The sequence below is a fragment of the Streptomyces sp. BBFR51 genome (genome assembly GCF_044591655.1).
Classification (GTDB): domain Bacteria; phylum Actinomycetota; class Actinomycetes; order Streptomycetales; family Streptomycetaceae; genus Streptomyces.
This window is the reverse complement of sequence record NZ_CP172448.1, coordinates 8,167,214-8,183,656: the sequence shown is the minus strand read 5'-3', so window position 1 is coordinate 8,183,656 and position 16,443 is coordinate 8,167,214. Positions and strand designations below refer to the sequence as shown.

Here is a 16,443-nt window from a genome sequence, read left to right as displayed (position 1 = left end):
CCCCGTGCCGTACGGGACTTCGACCGTTCTGGACGCCGCGACCGGGTCGCCGTACTGGCTGAGCCGGGCCGGGCGGCTCGGCTTCGACCCGCGGCGGGACGTCAAGGGAGTGGAGGACCTGGCGCTCTTCCCCGATCTGACGGACGAACTGCGGGACGTGCGGGTGACGGACCCGGTCCCCGGTGGGTACGGATCGAAGGCCCGGGGCCGGGCCGCAGCAGGATCCTCGTCACCGCGGACACGGACCGGCGTGAGCATCTCGACGTGATCGTCGGCTCGGTCGCCGACGAAGGGAGCACCGCGTGCGTCAACGCCACCGCGGCCGTGCAACCGCTGGACCGGGCCAGGGCCAGGGCTCGGGCCCTGGCCTCCTACCTGCGCGAGGTGGCCCAGGGGACGCTCGCCCGGCTCGGTGGTGAGGGGTCGCCAACGTGTACCGCGGTGACCACCCGACCTGGTGGATGGCGCCGGGTGTGCCCCACGACAGCTATCTGTCGGACTTCCTGATGCGATGCGCGGCAAGGCCGTCGTCGGCTCCCCGTGACGGCCTTGCCGGGCGCGCTCAGTGGGGCATCAGGAGCATGAGAGCCGTCCCCAGGGCCGTCGTGCCGTCCCAGAAGTGGCCGTAGGGCTGTCCGGCGGCGGCAAGGACGCCGGTGTCGTCCGCCGTCGCGTGCCGCGCCGGGCGCAGCACGGGCAGGTCGCGGGTCAACGACCACAGGGCGCACGCCAGCAGGAACAGGGCCAGTACCGCGCCGAGCGCCTCGCCGCTCTCCGGTTGCCCGGCGAGATGGCCCGGGTGGGCGGCGTGGTGCGCCGCCGGGGGCCCGTCTGCCAGTGTCTCGTGGGACGAACCCGCCATGGAGTGGGTCATCCAGGCCATCGCGGCCATGCCGGCCGCGTGGGGCAGCCTCTCGACGACAGCGGCCGGCCGGTACGTGCGGGAGCGGCCGGCCGTCGCGGTCACGGGGAACCACAGCGCGGCGGCCGCGAAGAAGACCGTCTGCGGCGACTCGGGCAGCGCCCGGCCCCAGCTCCACGGCATCACCGCCATGGCCAGGGCCATGGCGGTGTGCAGGAGGTGGTCGACGCGCCCGCGCCAACCCGGGCTCCGGGACAGGACGCCCTGCCGGAGCCCGTGGACGGCCGCGCCCGCGAACAGGGCGGTCAGCATGCCGTACACGGTGTCGGTGGCACTCATGACTTTCGCGGACTCTCGCGTCTCGGCCGACCTGTGCGGGCGGGCCGGGGTCAGGCGGTGGGCCGGGGGGCGCGCAGGTGCTTGCGCCGGGCCAGTTCCTCCTCGTCGACCAGTTCGAGCATGGGCTTGCCCGGCGCGCACATCATGGTCACCACGAACCGGGTCGGCGCGTCCGTCAGCGCGTTGCCGTCCTGGTAGTGGATGGCGTCGCCGCCCGGCTCCCAGAACGTCCCGCCGGCCTCGACGACGCGCTCGGGCTCGCCCTCGAGTTCGAACCGGACCGCGCCCTCGATGACGTACCCGAAGGCCGGGCCCGAGTGCCGGTGCGGAGGGGTGCCCGGGTCTCCGGGCTCCCAGTCGACCTGGATGGTCATCGCCGAGGCGCCCTCGGGGACGGTGATCGGCGCGGCGTCCTGCAGCATCTTGGCCGCGGTCATCCAGCCCGCCGTCTCCTCACCGTCGCCGCCTCCGTGCGTGTGCGTGTGCGCTGCATGGTTCTCGGACACTGTGTTGCACCTTCCGTCAGTTCCACAACCGCTTCCCCGTGATGACCGGACGCCGGGCGGTTCTGTGACACGGGCGAGTGTCGTCGCGCAGTGTCACAACAACGGTGCGAGCACGGTCGTACCTGTGGTGAGCGGTCGATTCCGCCGTCACCGCCACTGAGGTACCAGCGGGGTCACCGGCCCCCCGACGGGAAGAGACCCGAAATGAGAGTCGTCGTTGCAGGAGCCACCGGGCTGATCGGCTCCAGGACCGTCGCCAGGCTCCGGGACCACGGTGTGGAGGCCGTTCCCGTGTCACGGGGTGAGGGTGTCGACCTCACCACCGGGGAAGGGCTCACGGATGCCCTGCGCGGCGTCGAGGTCGTCGTGGACGTCACGGACGCGCCCTCGCGTGGGGAGCGGGCGAGCGCGGAGTTCTTCGACACCGCGACCGCCAATCTGCTGCGGGCCGCCGCCGCGGCGGGCGCCGAGCACTTCGTGGCCCTGTCGGTGGTGGGCGCCGACCGGGTGCAGGGTGGCTACTTCCGGGCGAAGGCGCTCCAGGAGCAGCGGGTCCGGCGCTCCCCGGTCCCCCACTCCGTCGTGCGTGCCACGCCGTTCTTCGAGTCCGTGGACGCGCTGTCGCGCTCCGCCAAGCACGCGGACGGTGTGCACGTGGCGCCGTCGCTGGTGCGTCCGGTGTCGACGGACGACGTCGCCGCGGTGGTCGCCCACACCGCCGTGGGGGTACCGCTGTTCGGCGTCCTCGAGGTCGCCGGTCCCGAGCAGTACCGGCTGGACGAACTCACCGCGAAGGTGCAGGCGGCGCACGGTGATCCGCGTGGCGTGGTCACCGATCCGCACGCTCCCTTCTTCGGCGCGGTGCTCGGCGAGCGGACCCTGCTCCCCGGGACGGACGCCCACCTGGGCCACGGCACCCTCGACCAGTGGCTCGCCCGGCGGTGACACCTCCCGGCGATGCCGGCCCGCGTCCCGCCCGCTCCTCCCCCTCCCTACTTTGCGACAGGAAGACCGCCATGAGTGATCCGGCCCAGCCCGCCGAGCCCGCCCCGACGAGTGAGCTCGACCAGCTGCCCGACCGCGACCTCGAAGAGACCGCCGAGTGGCAGGCGTCACTCGACGCCGTAGTGCGCAACGCCGGTCCGGACCGGGCGAGTTATCTGCTCCGCCGGGTCCACGAGCACGCGGCCAGGTCCGGGGTGCGGCTGCCCGGGCTGCTGTCCTCGGACTACATCAACACGATTCCCGCTTCCTCCCAGCCGCCCTTCGACGGTGACCTCGACATGGAGTCCAGGATCACCGCCCTCAACCGGTGGAACGCGGCCGCGATGGTGACACGCGGTTCCCGTCTGGGGCTCGGCGGCCACATATCCACGTACGCCTCGGCGGCGTGGCTCTACGAGATCGGGTTCAACCACTTCTTCAAGGGCAAGGACGGGGACGGCTCCGGCGACCAGCTGTACGTGCAGGGGCACGCGTCGCCGGGCATCTACGCCCGCGTGTTCCTCGAAGGACGCCTGAGCGAGCAGCAGTTGGACGCCTTCCGGCGTGAGGCGGACGGTCACGGGCTGCCGTCCTACCCGCACCCGCGGCGGCTGCCCTGGCTGTGGGAGTTCCCGACCGTGTCCATGGGGCTCGGCCCGCTCGCCGCCATCCACCAGGCCCGCTTCAACCGTTACCTGCACGCCCGGGGCATCAAGGACACCTCGGGGTCGCGGGTGTGGGCCTTCCTCGGGGACGGGGAGATGGACGAGCCCGAGGCCATGGCCGCGTTGTCACTCGCCGCACGCGAGCGGCTCGACAATCTCACCTTCGTCGTCAACTGCAACCTCCAGCGCCTGGACGGCCCCGTACGGTCCAACTCGAAGATCGTGCAGGAGTTGGAGGGGCGGTTCCGGGGCGCGGGCTGGAACGTGGTGAAGTCCCTGTGGGGTCAGGCGTGGGACCCGGTGATCGGGCAGGACACCACCGGCGCGCTCGTCCACCGTCTCGGCGAGGTGCCCGATGCCCAGATGCAGACGTACGCCGTGCGCGACGCCGCCTACATCCGCAAGGACTTCTTCACCGGCGACGCGCTCTCCGGCATCGCCGCCGGGCTCAGCGACGCGCAGGTGACCGAGCTGTTCGAGAACTCACGCGGTGGTCACGAGCCGTTGAAGGTCTACGCCGCCTACCGGGCGGCGGTCGAGCACCGGGGGGCGCCGACCGTCGTCCTGGCCCAGACGGTGAAGGGGCACACGCTGGGGTCGGGTTTCGAATCGCGCAACGCCAACCACCAGATGAAGAAGCTCACCATGGGCCAGTTCCGGCAGATGCGCGACCTGCTGGAACTGCCCATCCCGGACAGCGCGTTGAGCGGCGACCTGGTGCCGTACTGGCATCCCGGCGAGAACTCGCCCGAGGTCCGCTACCTGCGTGAGCGGCGTGCCGCGCTGGGCGGGCCCGCCCCGGTCCGCCGGGTGGTGGCCAAGCCGCTGGAGCAGCCGCCGGCCCGGCCCTTCGAGGCGCTGGAGAAGGGCTTCGGCACCCAGGAGGTGGCCACCACCATGGCTCTGGTCCGCCTGGTCCGGGATCTGATGAAGGGCGAGGAGACGGGGCGGCGCTGGGTGCCGATCATCCCCGACGAAGCCCGCACCTTCGGCATGGAGTCCCTGTTCCCGACGGCCGGGATCTACTCGCCGGACGGACAGACCTACGAGCCGGTCGACGCGGACCAGTTGCTGTACTACCGGGAGTCCAAGAACGGCCAGCTCATCGACGAGGGCATCACCGAGGCCGGTTCCATGGCCGAGTTCACCGCCGCGGCGACCTCGTACGCCACGCACGGCGAACCCATGATCCCCTTCTACATCTTCTACGCCATGTTCGGGTTCCAGCGGACCGGCGACCAGTTCTGGGCGCTCGCCGACCAGATGGGGCGGGGGTTCGTCGTCGGGGCGACGGCGGGGCGTACGACGATGACCGGTGAGGGCCTTCAGCACGCCGACGGCCACTCCCACCTGCTGGCCTCCACCAATCCGGCGGCGATCAGCTACGACCCCGCCTTCGCCTACGAGATCGCGGTCGTCGTCAGGGACGGCCTGCGCCGCATGTACGGCGAGCGGCCCGAGAACGTCTTCTACTACCTGACGGTGTACAACGAGCCGAAGCGGCAGCCCGCCATGCCTTCCGGGCCGTCGGTCGAGGAGGGCATCGTCCGGGGCATCTACCGCTTCCGGCAGGCGGACGTCCCCGACGCCGGTCCGCGGATCCAGCTGCTGGCCTCGGGTACGGCCATCCACTGGGCGCTGGAGGCCCAGGAACTCCTGCGGTCGCGGTGGAACGTGCACGCCGACGTCTGGTCGGTGACGTCCTGGACGGAACTGCGCCGCGACGCGCTGTGCGCGGACCGGGCACGGCTGAACGGCGAGGAGCGCACGCCGTACGTGACGAGCGCGCTGTCGGGTGTGCGGGGGCCGGTGCTGGCGGTCAGCGACTGGATGCGTCAGGTACCCGACCAGATCAGCCAGTGGGTCGAGCAGGACTACTCGTCCCTGGGGACGGACGGCTTCGGCCTGTCGGACACCCGGGACGCGGTGCGCCGCTACTTCCGGGTGGACGCCGGATCGATCGTGGTGGCCGCCCTGGACCAGCTCGCCCGGGCCGGCGAGGTCGACCCCGCGACGGTCGCCGAGGCCCGCGAACGCTACGGCCCGCAGGGATGAACCGGGCCCGCGCGGTACGGGCCGTGTACGACGAGCGAGGGGCGCCGCGGCGCCCTGTGGACGTGTGGACACCGAGCGCGCCCTTGATGACACCGGTCATCAAGGGCGCGGGCGACAACGACCCGGCTTCCGGAACCGGCATGTGAGCCTTGAGCCGACCCCGGCTTCGACGAACGGACAGACGGTGTAGGTCGGTCACGACAACGGGTCCTGCGCCGCGACCGTCGCACCGCGGCGGTCGCGGATGATGGCGATCACGGTGTCGGTGGTGCGGTCGAGGTGGCTGCGGCCGTCGGGCAGCGAGGCGCTCGGGCTGATGTAACTGCGCGGTCCGACGTGAGTGGCCGGGTCGAGCCGGTGGACGGTGATCTTCCCGGCGCGGGCGGCCCGGTTCCACGCGCTGCGGCGCAGCAGCCGCCAGCGGCGCGGGAACATCCAGGTGCCGACCCGTTCGACCCGGTCGCTCGCACTCGTCAGCTCATGCACGTGCTCGACGCGCGTGAGGTCGTTGGCTCCGTTGTGGAACGCCCCGAACATGATGAGTACGAGCGGGGCCCCCAGCCGTGTGCGCAGTTCGTCGACCGCGCCGGTGGCGACCTGGGCCCCACCGCTGTAGCTGAGCAGCACCACGGGTATGCCGCTGCCGGGCCGGTAGCCGGCCAGCCGGAGCTGCGTGGCGATCTGGGAGCCGACGGCCCGGTTGTACAGGGGCCGGTACCGGCGGTCGGCGGCGACGAAGATCTGCATGACGTTGTGCAGGAACAGCAGCAGCCCGACGCGGCGGCGCAGCCACGCCCACACCGGTCGGTCGGCGAGCGGGTCGGCGAGCGGCGAGTAGGGCTGGACCTGCCCCAGCACCCGCAGTTCCGGTGCTCCCGCGATCACGGCCTTGACCAGCTGGCCGCCGTCCCGGCTGTCGCGGACACGGCGTTTGCCGATGCCGTCCAGGTAGACCAGATAGGCCTCCGGGGGATCGTCGGGGGCGGCGCCCCGGGCGTAGGGCACGCCTTCGGGGAGTGTGGTGACGGGTCTGCGCCAGCCGGCCCCGTAGGCCAGCACCTCGTAGCGGGCCAGCAGTCCCTCGGCGAGCAGTGCCGGGCCCAACGCGGCGGCCCAGAGCAGGAAGTCGTTCATACGACGGCCTCCGGAGTCCTGGTCGCACTGAGCCGTACGACCAGTCGCCGCACGCCCTCCACCGTCCCCCCGAGCGCCACGCCGGCCGTGGCCACACAGCCGGCGGCGGTCCACCAGCCCAGCCCGGTCACCGATGCCAGCGGGCCGGTCAGTCCGGCGCCGACTCCGACGTACAGCAGCAGATGGAGCAGGGGCCCGAGCAGCGGGAACGCGAGTACGGCGGCGAGCGTCAGCGGGGCGACCAGAGCGGGAGTCCACACCAGTTCGCCGCCCGGGGGCGGGGTGGACAGCAGCAGTTCGGCGACGGTCAGCGCGGTCAGCGGCCACAGCGCGAACACGGCGCCCTCGACGACGGCACCGGTCAGCATCAGTCCGGCGACGTTCCTGCGGGACACGCCGGGCCGGCGCACCAGGAGCGGCATGATGCGCCCGGCGGCCTCCGACAACCCGGCGAGCAGGAGCAGCGCGACGACGGCAGATGACATGGCTGTCTCACCCCTGGTGTGCGGAGCCGGCGGCGTCCGGCCGGACCGGACCGGCCGTACGCAGATACCACTCCAGCTCGTCGGCGGCACGGTGGAACCCACCCGCCTCGCGCTGGGCGTCCCGCATGGTGTGCGCGGCCTCCCGGAAGCGCGGCTCCTCGAGCAGGCGCCGGGCGAGGGAGCGGACCGACTCCTCGGAGACGTCCTCGGTGCGCATCGACAGGCCCACGCCGAGTTCGGCGACGCGCCCGGCCACCAGTGGCTGGTCGGCGCCCTGCGGAATCACCAGCATCGGGACGCCGGCGTACATGGCCTCGTTCACACTGTTCATCCCGCCGTGGGTGACGAGCAGCGCCGTGCGGGCCAGCACCTCCGTCTGCGGCACGAAGGGGCGGGCGATCACGTTGGCGGGCAACGGGTCCAGCGCGGCGGGATCGGTCTTCCCGGTGGACAGGACCACCGTGCCGCCGAGCGGGGCGAGCCCGGTGGCGAAGCGGCGCAGCAGCTGTGGGTCGGCGTCGAACACCGTGCCCAGGGAGGCGTACAGCACGGGGTCGCGCAGTTGCCGGATCGGGAAGGACGGATCGTGCGGACGGGCGCCGAGGCTGGGGCCGACGAACCGGTAGGACCCGTCGAAGTCGTCGGCATCGGGCTGGAACGCCCGTGAGGTGTACACCAGGTTGAGCGGCTGCCGGATGCCCGAGAGGTCGACCAGCGGCACGTCGTGCGTGTCGAACCGCCGGTGCAGCTCCCGGCGCGAGCGTACGTAGCCCTGGAGGCTGCGGGGCCGGGCCCGCGCCGCGCTCAGCAGGTCCCAGGAGGCGCTCGTGGGGCTGGGCACGTGCCGGTTGTAGGCGAAGGTCGTGAACGACGACGCCGCCGGCACCCCGAGTTCACGCGCGGCGACCGCGCCCCAGGGACAGGCGTTGTCGTGGACGATCAGGTCCGGGTCGATGCGGCGGAGGTCGGCGAGCACGGTGGGCAGCAGGCGCACGGCGGTACCGGCGAGCGCTTCGAGGAGCGTGAGCGGGGTCACCGGGTCGGGCAGCGGCGGGGCGCCGCCGGGGTAGAGGTGCACGGCGGCACCGGTGCCCTCGATCGCTTCACGGAACGCCGGCCACGTGTGATATGTGACCGTGTGGCCACGCCTCACCAGCTCGGACACGACCGGCAGGGTCGGATTGACGTGCCCGTGCATGCCGATGTTGAGGAACGCGACGGTGCTCACAGGCCAACCTCCAGTACGTCGGAATTCGATGTGTCGCGGGAGTGCGACGCCTTGGGCGAACCCGGCGAGGCCGACGCGGCGTCCTCGAGCCGGTACAGGCCCGGCCCGTCGACGCGCAGCCCGTCGATGAAGTGCCCGGCGGTCCGGGTTGCGGTGCTGATCAGCCGCCGGGAATGGCCGAAGTCCCAGGGGGCGGGCCAGTCCTCGGTACCGGTGGGCAGCACCACGGTCGGGATGCTCCGCGCCACTTCCCGCAGGTCGCGTTCGATCTGGTGGTGCAGCAGCAGGACCCCTGCCCTGGCGGCGATCGCGCCGGCCCGCCGGGGCGGGGTGGTCGTGGGCAGCGGGGAGCTTTCCGGCCCGGTCGGCACCACCACCACGCTGGACGCCCCCGCTTTCAGGGCCGCCAGCACCGGGACGTAGGCGGTCACCCCGCCGTCGACGAGCATCCGGCCACCGCGTTCCACCGGGGGGAGGATCCCGGGAATGGCCGCGCTGGCAAGCAGCGCGGATTCGAGATCGCCGTAATCGAGCAGGACCGAGGTGCCGGTGACCAGGTCCATGGCCACCGCGGTGAACGGGATCCCCAGTTGCTCGACACGCGACGGCAGCCCTGCCCGGGCGATCAGCCGGCGCAGGCCCCGGTCGGTGAAGAGACTGGACCGTGAGGAGAGAGGGCCGAGCCGGTACACGTCACGGCGGCGCAGCTCGCTCCAGACATGGTCCAGCCACGGCGCGGCCCGGTCGGGGTGGGCGGCCGCGATGGCCCCGTTCAGTGCCCCCACCGAGGTCCCGATGATCATGTCCGGGACGAATCCGCGCTGTTCCAGAGCGTGCCCGATACCGACGTGGGCCGCGCCCAGCACACCCCCGGCGCCCACGACCGCGGCAACGGGCCGGGGCAGGGTGTGCAGGCCCGTCGTCGAGGAGGCGCCGGGCGGCCGGCCCGGTGACGGGGAGCGTGCCCCGTCGAACCGTGGCGACGGAACCGGTTCCTGGCGGTGAGTGACCCGCATGTTCCACCTTCTCCACCCTGGGCGACGCGTCGTGACGATGCGCCTTCTAGGACCGAGCGGCGCGGCCATGTGTGACACGGGGCCCCGCTGTCACACGGCCGGCGTCTGGTTTGTCTTGCTGGACATGCACTCCGTCATTTCGAGAGCGTCGGTGGTCCGGCCGCTGCCGGACGACGACTACGCGGTCACCGCGGAGTTCTACGACGTGCTCCAGGCCGAACAGGACGAGGCACGCGTCCGGCACCTCTACGGCCGCGCCGCGGCCGGCGCGCGCGTCGGAGTGCTCGACATCGGTGCCGGTACGGGACGCGTCACGATGATGAGTCTGCGTGAGTCCCGGGTCGGCGTACACGCCGTGGAGCCCTCACGGGCGATGCGCGCACCGTTCATGACGCGTCTGGCCGCGCTGCCCCGGGGGCTGAGAGAGCGTGTCACCGTGCACCCCCATTGCCTCGGGGAGACCGGTCTGCGCGGGGTCGCGGACGTGGCGATCTGCCACAACACCGTCGCCTGCCTGGCGCCCGACGCACGACAGGCGCTGTGGCCGGCGATCGCCCGGGCGCTCGTTCCCGGCGGTTCACTCCTCTTCCAGCTCCCGCCCGACCGTCTCCCCCGCACGGACGTCGTGCGCGTCTTCCCCCGGCAGCGGATCGGGCAACACGAATACGGGGGGCACATGGTGATGTCGGCCGTCGAGGGCCGCATCCGCACCCGGTGCCACTACTGGGTGCGGGGGGCGGAGGGCTTGCTCAGGGAGCACACGGAGACGTTCTGGATGTGGCCCGCCACTCGCGCCGAGATGCTCGAGGACCTGACCCGGCACGGCTTCACCCCGCTGCCCTCGCGCGACGACCCGGCCGTCCTCGCGATGGCCCACAGCGAGTGACACGGTTTTCCGGGCACAGTGTGGATCCACCCCGGGCTGCCCACGCGTCCCACCTGCCCCGGTTGTAGCATGGGTGATCTACGGGCCGGAAAGGGACGACCATGCACGCTGGGGACGGTGCCGACTCACTCGAGAAGGCGACAGACGACTTCGTCGCAGCGCGCCCGCGGCTCTTCGGCATCGCCTACCGCGTACTGGGCAGCACGGCGGAGGCCGAGGACATCCTCCAGGAGGCCTGGGTGCGGTGGCAGAACGCCGACCGCGCCAAGGTCCTGGAGCCCGCGGCCTTCCTGGCAACCGTGACCACGCGGCTCGCCATCAACACCGCTCAGTCCGCCCGGGTCCGGCGGGAGGCGTACGTCGGGCCGTGGCTGCCCGAACCGGTCGACACGAGCGCGGATCCCCAGATGGGCGCCGAACGGGCCGAGGCGGTCGAGCTGGCCGTCCTGCACCTCCTGGAGAGGCTCAACCCGGTGGAGCGGGCCGCCTACGTCCTGCGCGAGGCGTTCGACTACCCCTACGGGCAGATCGCCGAGATCCTGGAGACGAGCCAGGCCAACACCCGTCAGCTGGTGAGCCGGGCCCGCAAGCATCTGGCAGCCGAGCGCGGCGAGCGGGTCAGCCGGTCCGAGCACCGGCGCCTGCTGGAGGTGTTCCTCACCGCGGCGCAGACCGGTGATCTCAGGGCGCTGGAGAACGTCCTGGCCGCGGACGTCGTCAGCTACTCCGACGGCGGAGGAGTACGCGGCGCGTCCCGGATTCCGGTCGTCGGACGTCTTCGTGTCGCCAAGTACCTGGCCGCCTTCGCGCCCCGCTTCTGGCCGGATTCGCAGGTCCGCTGGGTCGAGGCCAACGGCCGGCCGGCGGTGCTCGTCGAGGCCGGCGGGGACGCCGTGGCCCTGCTGTCCGTGGACGTCTCGGCGGAAGGCATCGACCGGATCATGTGGGTGATGAACCCGGCCAAGCTGTCGCCCTACGTCGAGTCGTTGAGCGGCTGAACACGCCCTGCGGACCGGCAGGAACGGCGTCCCGGGGCCCCGGTGTCACAAGCACGGCCACTTGTCGGTCAGCTGGTTACCCGGAAACCTGCGGTTTCCTCAAGACCAGAAGGACAGACGACGTGACGACAGTCATGAGTGGCGCGGCCGGCCCCGCCCTCGGCGGTGTGGACGGCTGTGCCCGGACAGGGAAGACGCGGAGCGCGGGAGTCGTGAGATGACCGAGCACATCAAGTTGCCCGACCTGTCCACGGACAAGGACTTCGACGGTGCCTCCTTCTCCGCCATCTACACGACCACGGTGACCGTCAGCGGCGGCGCCGCGGCTCACGGGAGGGCCTCCGGGAGGGCGCGTTCGGACGACGGCGTTCTCGACCTCGACCTGCGCATGCCGGCCGAACTCGGCGGCGACGGGCACGGAACCAACCCCGAGCAGCTCTTCGCCGCCGGTTTCGCGGCCTGTTTCCACGGGGCGCTGAGCCTGGTCGCCCGGCAGGCGGCGCTCGATCCGGCCGCGATCTCGGTAGCGGCGACCGTGGCCTTCGGGCGGGACCCGGGAGACGGCGGGTACCTGCTCCGCGTCGATCTGATCGTCCGGTGGCCCGGTGTCGCGCCGGAGGTCGCCGCGCCCCTGATCGAGAAGGCCGACTCGTTGTGCCCCTACGCGAGGATGGCCGGCGAGGGAACACCGGCGACCGTCACGCTGGCCTCCTAGGGCCTGACCGGGCGCGCACGCCGGGCGGCGGCCGGCGTGCGCGCGGTCAGTCGGGAAACCACAGATCGGCGTCGGCGGCCTCCTCCTTACGGATGGTGAACGCGGCGATCTCCCTCTTCTGCGAAGTCTGCGGGGGCAGCCCGGCGACGAATCGGTGGTCGCCACCACCGACCCGCGGCTCGTCCAGCCCCTCCGCGGCCTGGAAGTACTCGGCGTTGACGGACCGGTAGTGCGCCCATCGCTCCGGCAGCTCGTCCTCGTGGAAGATCGCCTCCACCGGACACACCGGCTCGCACGCGTGGCAGTCGACGCACTCGGACGGGTGAATGTAGAGCGTCCGCTCACCCTCGTAGATGCAGTCCACGGGGCATTCCGTGACGCAGGCCCGGTCCTTGATGTCGACGCAGGGCTGCGCGATGACGTACGTCAACCTGTCCTCCTTCACCGTCGGCGCGGCGCTCCCGGCCAGCCGTTAAGACCGGACGGACAGTGGTGTTGTGACATCGCCACGACCGTCGCCGGGACGCCGGGCGCCTGTCACACCGGGCGCGGGTGCCCGGTCTGTCGGTCGGGGGCGACCTGCCACGCCGCGCAGGATTTCCGAGAAGGGGAACACCGTGTCACCAGCGAGTACTTTCGTGATCGTCGGAGGCGGCCTGGCCGCGGGCCGGGCAGCGCAGGCGCTGCGGGAACACGGCCACACCGGCCCACTCCTCGTCATCGGCGACGAGCCGGAGCGGCCCTACATCCGCCCGCCCCTGTCCAAGGGCTATCTGCTGGGCAAGGAGGAACGCGACTCGATCTTCGTGCACCCCGCCGACTGGTACGCCGACAACGACGTGGAGCTGCTGTTGGGCACTGCCGTGCGGGCCGTCGACGCGCGGGCCAAGGAGGTGGCACTGGACGACGGGCGCCGCGTGCCCTACGCCAGGCTGCTGCTCGCCACCGGCTCGTCCCCGCGCCGCCTGCGCGTTCCGGGCGCGGATCTCGAGAACGTGCTGTACCTGCGGCGGGTGGGCGACAGCGAGCGGCTCAAGGCCGCCTTCACCGAGGGCGCTCGGATCGTGGTGGTCGGCGACGGCTGGATCGGCCTGGAGACCGCGGCCGCCGCCCGGACGGCCGGGGCGGAGGTGACCGTGCTCGGGCACGCGGAGCTGCCTCTGCTGAAGGTGCTCGGCCGGGAGGCGGCCGAGGTGTTCGCCGGCCTCCACAAGGACCACGGCGTTCAGCTGCGCCCCGGGGTGGAGGTCGAGCGCATCACCGGAACGGGGGGCCGCGCGGACGGGGTGCTGCTCGCCGACGGGACACGTCTGGAGGCGGACGCCGTCGTCGTGGGCGTCGGCATCACCCCCAACGTGCGGCTCGCCGAGGAGGCGGGCCTCGAGGTGCGCAACGGCATCGTCACCGACGAGCACCTGCGCACCTCGGTGCCCGACGTCTACGCGGCGGGCGACGTCGCCAACGCCTACCACCCGTTCCTGGAACGCCATGTGCGCGTCGAGCACTGGGCCAACGCCCTGAACCAGCCGGAGACGGCCGCGCTGGGCATGCTCGGTGAGGACGCCGTCCACGACCGGCTGCCGTACTTCTACACGGACCAGTACGACCTGGGCATGGAGTACACGGGTTACACGGAGCCCGGCGGGTACGACCGTGTCGTCTTCCGCGGCGACCCGGGCGAGCGGCGCTTCGTCGCCTTCTGGATGTCGGGCAACCGTGTGCTCGCGGGCATGAACGTCAACGTGTGGGACGTCGTCGATCCGATCCGTGCCCTGGTCCGGTCCCGCGCCGACGTCGACGACACGCTCCTGGCCGATTCCGGTGTTCCCCTCGACAGCCTGGTGCCCTGACCTCCCGTGCCGTGTCACAAACCGCCGGATCAGCCGGTCGTACTCACTGACGACCCAAGCGATCGGAGCAATCGTGGCTATCACCGAACAACGTCTGTCCACCATGGTGCTGGTGATCGGTACGGGCGGGGCCGGCCTGCGGGCCTCCATCGAACTCGCCGAGGCCGGAATGGACGTCCTCGCCGTCGGCAAGCGTCCCAAGGAGGACGCCCACACGGCTCTCGCGGCCGGCGGCATCAACGCCGCCCTGGCCACCATGGACCCCGAGGACAGCTGGCAGCAGCACGCGGCGGACACGCTGAAGGAGAGCTACCTCCTCGCCGATCCGCGCACCGTCGAGATCGTCACCCAGGGCGCCGCCCTGGGCATCGACGACCTGGAGCGCTACGGCATGGCCTTCGCACGGGAGGACGACGGCCGTATCTCCCAGCGCTTCTTCGGCGCGCACAAGTTCCGGCGCACCGCCTTCGCCGGCGACTACACGGGTCTGGAGATCCAGCGCACGCTGATCCGGCGGGCAGACCAGCTCAAGATCCCCATGCTCGACAGCGTCTACATCACCCGGCTCCTGGTGCACGACGGGGCCGTGTTCGGGGCCTACGGCTTCGACCTGGGCACCGGACAGCGTTACGTCATCCACGCGGACGCCGTCATCCTCGCGGCGGGCGGTCACACCCGCATCTGGCGGCGCACCTCCTCGCGGCGCGACGAGAACACCGGCGACTCCTTCCGGCTGGCGGTGGAGGCCGGGGCCCGGCTGCGCGACCCGGAGCTGGTGCAGTTCCACCCCTCGGGCATCATCGAGCCGGAGAACGCGGCCGGCACCCTCGTCAGCGAGGCGGCCCGGGGCGAGGGCGGCATCCTGCGCAACGCCCTCGGCGAGCGGTTCATGAACCGCTACGACCCCGAGCGCATGGAGCTCTCCACCCGCGACCGCGTGGCCCTGGCCTCCTACACGGAGATCAAGGAGGGCCGCGGCACGCCCAAGGGCGGCGTCTGGCTCGACGTGTCCCACCTGCCCCGCCAGACGATCATGAACCGGCTGCCCCGCGTCTACCAGACGCTGCTGGACCTGCAGATGCTGGACATCACCCGCGAGCCGATCGAGATCGCGCCGACGGCGCACTACTCGATGGGCGGGGTGTGGGTCAGGCACGAGGACCACAGCACCGACGTCCGCGGCCTGTACGCCATCGGCGAGGCGTCCAGCGGCCTGCACGGTGCCAACCGTCTGGGGGGCAACAGCCTGATCGAGCTGCTGGTCTTCGGCCGCATCACGGGGCAGGCGGCCGCCGCCTACTCCCAGGGCCTCACCGCGCAGCCGCGCTCGGCGGCGGCGGTGGCCGAGGCCCGGGCGGAGATCGACGCGCTGCTCGCGGCCGACGGACCGGAGAACGTGCGGGCCCTCCAGCGCGCGATCCGCAACACCATGACCGAGCACGCGGGCGTCGTACGCGACGAGGAGGGGCTCAGCGCCGGGCTCGTCGAACTCACCGCGATCGAGAAGCGGATGGAGGACGTCGGCGTCCACCCCGACATCGCCGGCTTCCAGGACCTCGCGCACGCGTTCGATCTCAAGTCCGCCGCCCTCTCGGCGCGCGCCACGCTGGAGGCCGCGCTCGAACGCCGGGAGACCCGGGGCTGCCACAACCGCAGCGACTACCCGGCGATGGATCCGGCACTGCGGGTCAACCTCGTGTGGTCCCCGACGACGGGAATCACCCACGAGAGCATCGGCCCCGTTCCGGACGAGATCGCCGCTCTCATGGAAGAGGTCTCGACCGAGGGAAAGCTGGCGGAGTAGCCGTGTCACAAATGCGGTGACCGCCCTGTCTTTCCCAGTGAAGGCACCCATTGACCGGCACGGCCGGACGGCGTTTCAGTGATTCACGGCCGCCGCCGTGCACGGAGAATATCGGAGAGGATCCGAAATCATGAAGGTCGTAGTCATCGGCGGGACCGGTCTGATCGGCTCGAAGCTGGTCGCCAAGCTCAATGAGCACGGCCACGAGGCCGTTCCGGCCGCGCCCAACACCGGCGTCAACACGCTGACGGGTGAGGGTCTGGCCGAGGTTCTGCAGGGCGCCTCCGTCGTGGTCGACGTCTCGAACTCCCCCTCGTTCGCGGACGACGCCGTGATGGAGTTCTTCCGCACGTCGACCACCAACCTCCTCAAGGCGGAGGCGGAGGCCGGGGTGACCCACCATGTCGCGCTCTCCGTCGTCGGCACCGAGCGGCTCCAGGAGAGCGGCTACTTCCGTGCCAAGCAGGCGCAGGAGGAGCTGATCAGGGAATCGGGAATCCCGTTCTCCATCGTCCACGCGACGCAGTTCTTCGAGTTCATGAAGGGCATCACGGACTCCGCGACCGAGGGCGACACCGTGCACCTCGCCCCCGTCAAGATCCAGCCCGTCTACTCCGACGACGTGGCCGCCGCGGTGGGCCGCACGGCCGTCGGCACGCCCGTGGGCGGCGTGGTGGAGGTGGCCGGGCCCGAGGCGTTCCAGCTGGACGAGCTCGTCCGCAGGGCCCTGGCCGCCAAGAACGACCCCCGCAAGGTCGTGGCGGACCCGAAGGCCCCGTACTTCGGCGCGCAGCTCCAGGAGACCACGCTCCTTCCCGGCCCCGGCGCGCACCTCGCCGAGACGCGCATCGCCGACTGGTCCGCGCAGCAACGCTGAACCGTTCAGCCGGGGTGGCCCCTGTTTCGGGGGCCACCC

General features: G+C 71.7%; 16 protein-coding genes. 9 read left to right on the top strand and 7 right to left on the bottom strand.

Annotation, left to right across the window (positions count from 1 at the left end):
• Positions 1 to 4: 4 nt before the first annotated feature.
• Positions 5 to 268 (top strand): hypothetical protein, encoded by a 264-nt coding sequence (locus ACGH7X_RS37205; RefSeq protein WP_399894376.1) that lies wholly within the window; start codon positions 5 to 7, stop codon positions 266 to 268.
• 294 nt (positions 269 to 562) lie between these two features.
• Here ACGH7X_RS37205 and ACGH7X_RS37200 read toward each other — a convergent pair whose 3' ends face one another.
• Positions 563 to 1,201, bottom strand: a complete 639-nt coding sequence (locus ACGH7X_RS37200; RefSeq protein WP_399894373.1) for a DUF5134 domain-containing protein — start codon at positions 1,199 to 1,201, stop codon at positions 563 to 565.
• A 50-nt stretch (positions 1,202 to 1,251) separates the two neighbouring features.
• The gene (locus ACGH7X_RS37195) at positions 1,252 to 1,707 is read right to left on the bottom strand and encodes a cupin domain-containing protein (RefSeq protein WP_399894370.1); all 456 of its coding nucleotides are present in this window, start codon (positions 1,705 to 1,707) and stop codon (positions 1,252 to 1,254) included.
• A 204-nt stretch (positions 1,708 to 1,911) separates the two neighbouring features.
• Between ACGH7X_RS37195 and ACGH7X_RS37190 the strand changes: the two genes are divergently transcribed.
• Together ACGH7X_RS37190 and aceE are read left to right on the top strand one after the other, a co-directional pair.
• Positions 1,912 to 2,652, top strand: coding sequence for an SDR family oxidoreductase (locus ACGH7X_RS37190; RefSeq protein WP_399894367.1), 741 nt, complete (start codon positions 1,912 to 1,914; stop codon positions 2,650 to 2,652).
• 71 nt (positions 2,653 to 2,723) lie between these two features.
• Complete coding sequence (aceE, locus tag ACGH7X_RS37185; RefSeq protein WP_399894364.1) at positions 2,724 to 5,411, top strand: pyruvate dehydrogenase (acetyl-transferring), homodimeric type; 2,688 nt, start codon at positions 2,724 to 2,726, stop codon at positions 5,409 to 5,411.
• Between the two features lie 195 nt (positions 5,412 to 5,606).
• Here the strand turns inward: aceE and ACGH7X_RS37180 are convergent, their stop codons facing one another.
• The 4 genes from ACGH7X_RS37180 to ACGH7X_RS37165 are packed head-to-tail and all read right to left on the bottom strand — an operon-like array spanning position 5,607 to position 9,274.
• Positions 5,607 to 6,545, bottom strand: a complete 939-nt coding sequence (locus tag ACGH7X_RS37180) for a hypothetical protein (RefSeq protein WP_399894362.1) — start codon at positions 6,543 to 6,545, stop codon at positions 5,607 to 5,609.
• Positions 6,542 to 7,030, bottom strand: coding sequence for a hypothetical protein (locus ACGH7X_RS37175; protein ID WP_399894359.1), 489 nt, complete (start codon positions 7,028 to 7,030; stop codon positions 6,542 to 6,544). The genes ACGH7X_RS37180 and ACGH7X_RS37175 overlap by 4 nt, the downstream gene beginning before the upstream one ends.
• Before the next feature lie 7 nt (positions 7,031 to 7,037).
• Entirely contained in the window at positions 7,038 to 8,258 is a 1,221-nt protein-coding gene (locus ACGH7X_RS37170) for a macrolide family glycosyltransferase (RefSeq protein WP_399894356.1), read from the bottom strand.
• Positions 8,255 to 9,274 carry a patatin-like phospholipase family protein gene (locus ACGH7X_RS37165; RefSeq protein ID WP_399894354.1) on the bottom strand — a complete coding sequence of 340 codons (1,020 nt, stop codon included), beginning with the start codon at positions 9,272 to 9,274 and terminating at the stop codon, positions 8,255 to 8,257. Before ACGH7X_RS37165 ends, ACGH7X_RS37170 begins: the two co-directional genes overlap by 4 nt.
• A 124-nt stretch (positions 9,275 to 9,398) precedes the next feature.
• On the opposite strand from ACGH7X_RS37165, the gene ACGH7X_RS37160 reads away from it, so the two are divergent.
• The 3 genes from ACGH7X_RS37160 (at position 9,399) to ACGH7X_RS37150 (ending at position 11,873) form a co-directional block, all read left to right on the top strand.
• Positions 9,399 to 10,160, top strand: coding sequence for a class I SAM-dependent methyltransferase (locus ACGH7X_RS37160; RefSeq protein WP_399894351.1), 762 nt, complete (start codon positions 9,399 to 9,401; stop codon positions 10,158 to 10,160).
• Positions 10,161 to 10,261: 101 nt separating this feature from the next.
• Complete coding sequence (locus ACGH7X_RS37155; RefSeq protein WP_399894348.1) at positions 10,262 to 11,158, top strand: RNA polymerase sigma-70 factor; 897 nt, start codon at positions 10,262 to 10,264, stop codon at positions 11,156 to 11,158.
• Positions 11,159 to 11,375: 217 nt separating this feature from the next.
• On the top strand, positions 11,376 to 11,873 hold the full coding sequence (locus ACGH7X_RS37150; protein WP_399894345.1) for an Ohr family peroxiredoxin: 498 nt from the start codon (positions 11,376 to 11,378) through the stop codon (positions 11,871 to 11,873).
• Between the two features lie 46 nt (positions 11,874 to 11,919).
• On the opposite strand, the gene fdxA is transcribed toward ACGH7X_RS37150, so the two are convergent.
• On the bottom strand, positions 11,920 to 12,303 hold the full coding sequence (gene fdxA, locus ACGH7X_RS37145) for a ferredoxin (RefSeq protein WP_399894342.1): 384 nt from the start codon (positions 12,301 to 12,303) through the stop codon (positions 11,920 to 11,922).
• A 187-nt stretch (positions 12,304 to 12,490) separates the two neighbouring features.
• On the opposite strand from fdxA, the gene ACGH7X_RS37140 reads away from it, so the two are divergent.
• From ACGH7X_RS37140 to ACGH7X_RS37130, 3 genes are all read left to right on the top strand, one after another.
• Positions 12,491 to 13,723, top strand: a complete 1,233-nt coding sequence (locus tag ACGH7X_RS37140) for an NAD(P)/FAD-dependent oxidoreductase (RefSeq protein ID WP_399894339.1) — start codon at positions 12,491 to 12,493, stop codon at positions 13,721 to 13,723.
• 103 nt (positions 13,724 to 13,826) lie between these two features.
• Positions 13,827 to 15,527, top strand: coding sequence for an L-aspartate oxidase (locus tag ACGH7X_RS37135; protein WP_399897611.1), 1,701 nt, complete (start codon positions 13,827 to 13,829; stop codon positions 15,525 to 15,527).
• A gap of 130 nt (positions 15,528 to 15,657) precedes the next feature.
• Complete coding sequence (locus ACGH7X_RS37130; RefSeq protein WP_399894336.1) at positions 15,658 to 16,404, top strand: SDR family oxidoreductase; 747 nt, start codon at positions 15,658 to 15,660, stop codon at positions 16,402 to 16,404.
• Positions 16,405 to 16,443: the final 39 nt, after the last annotated feature.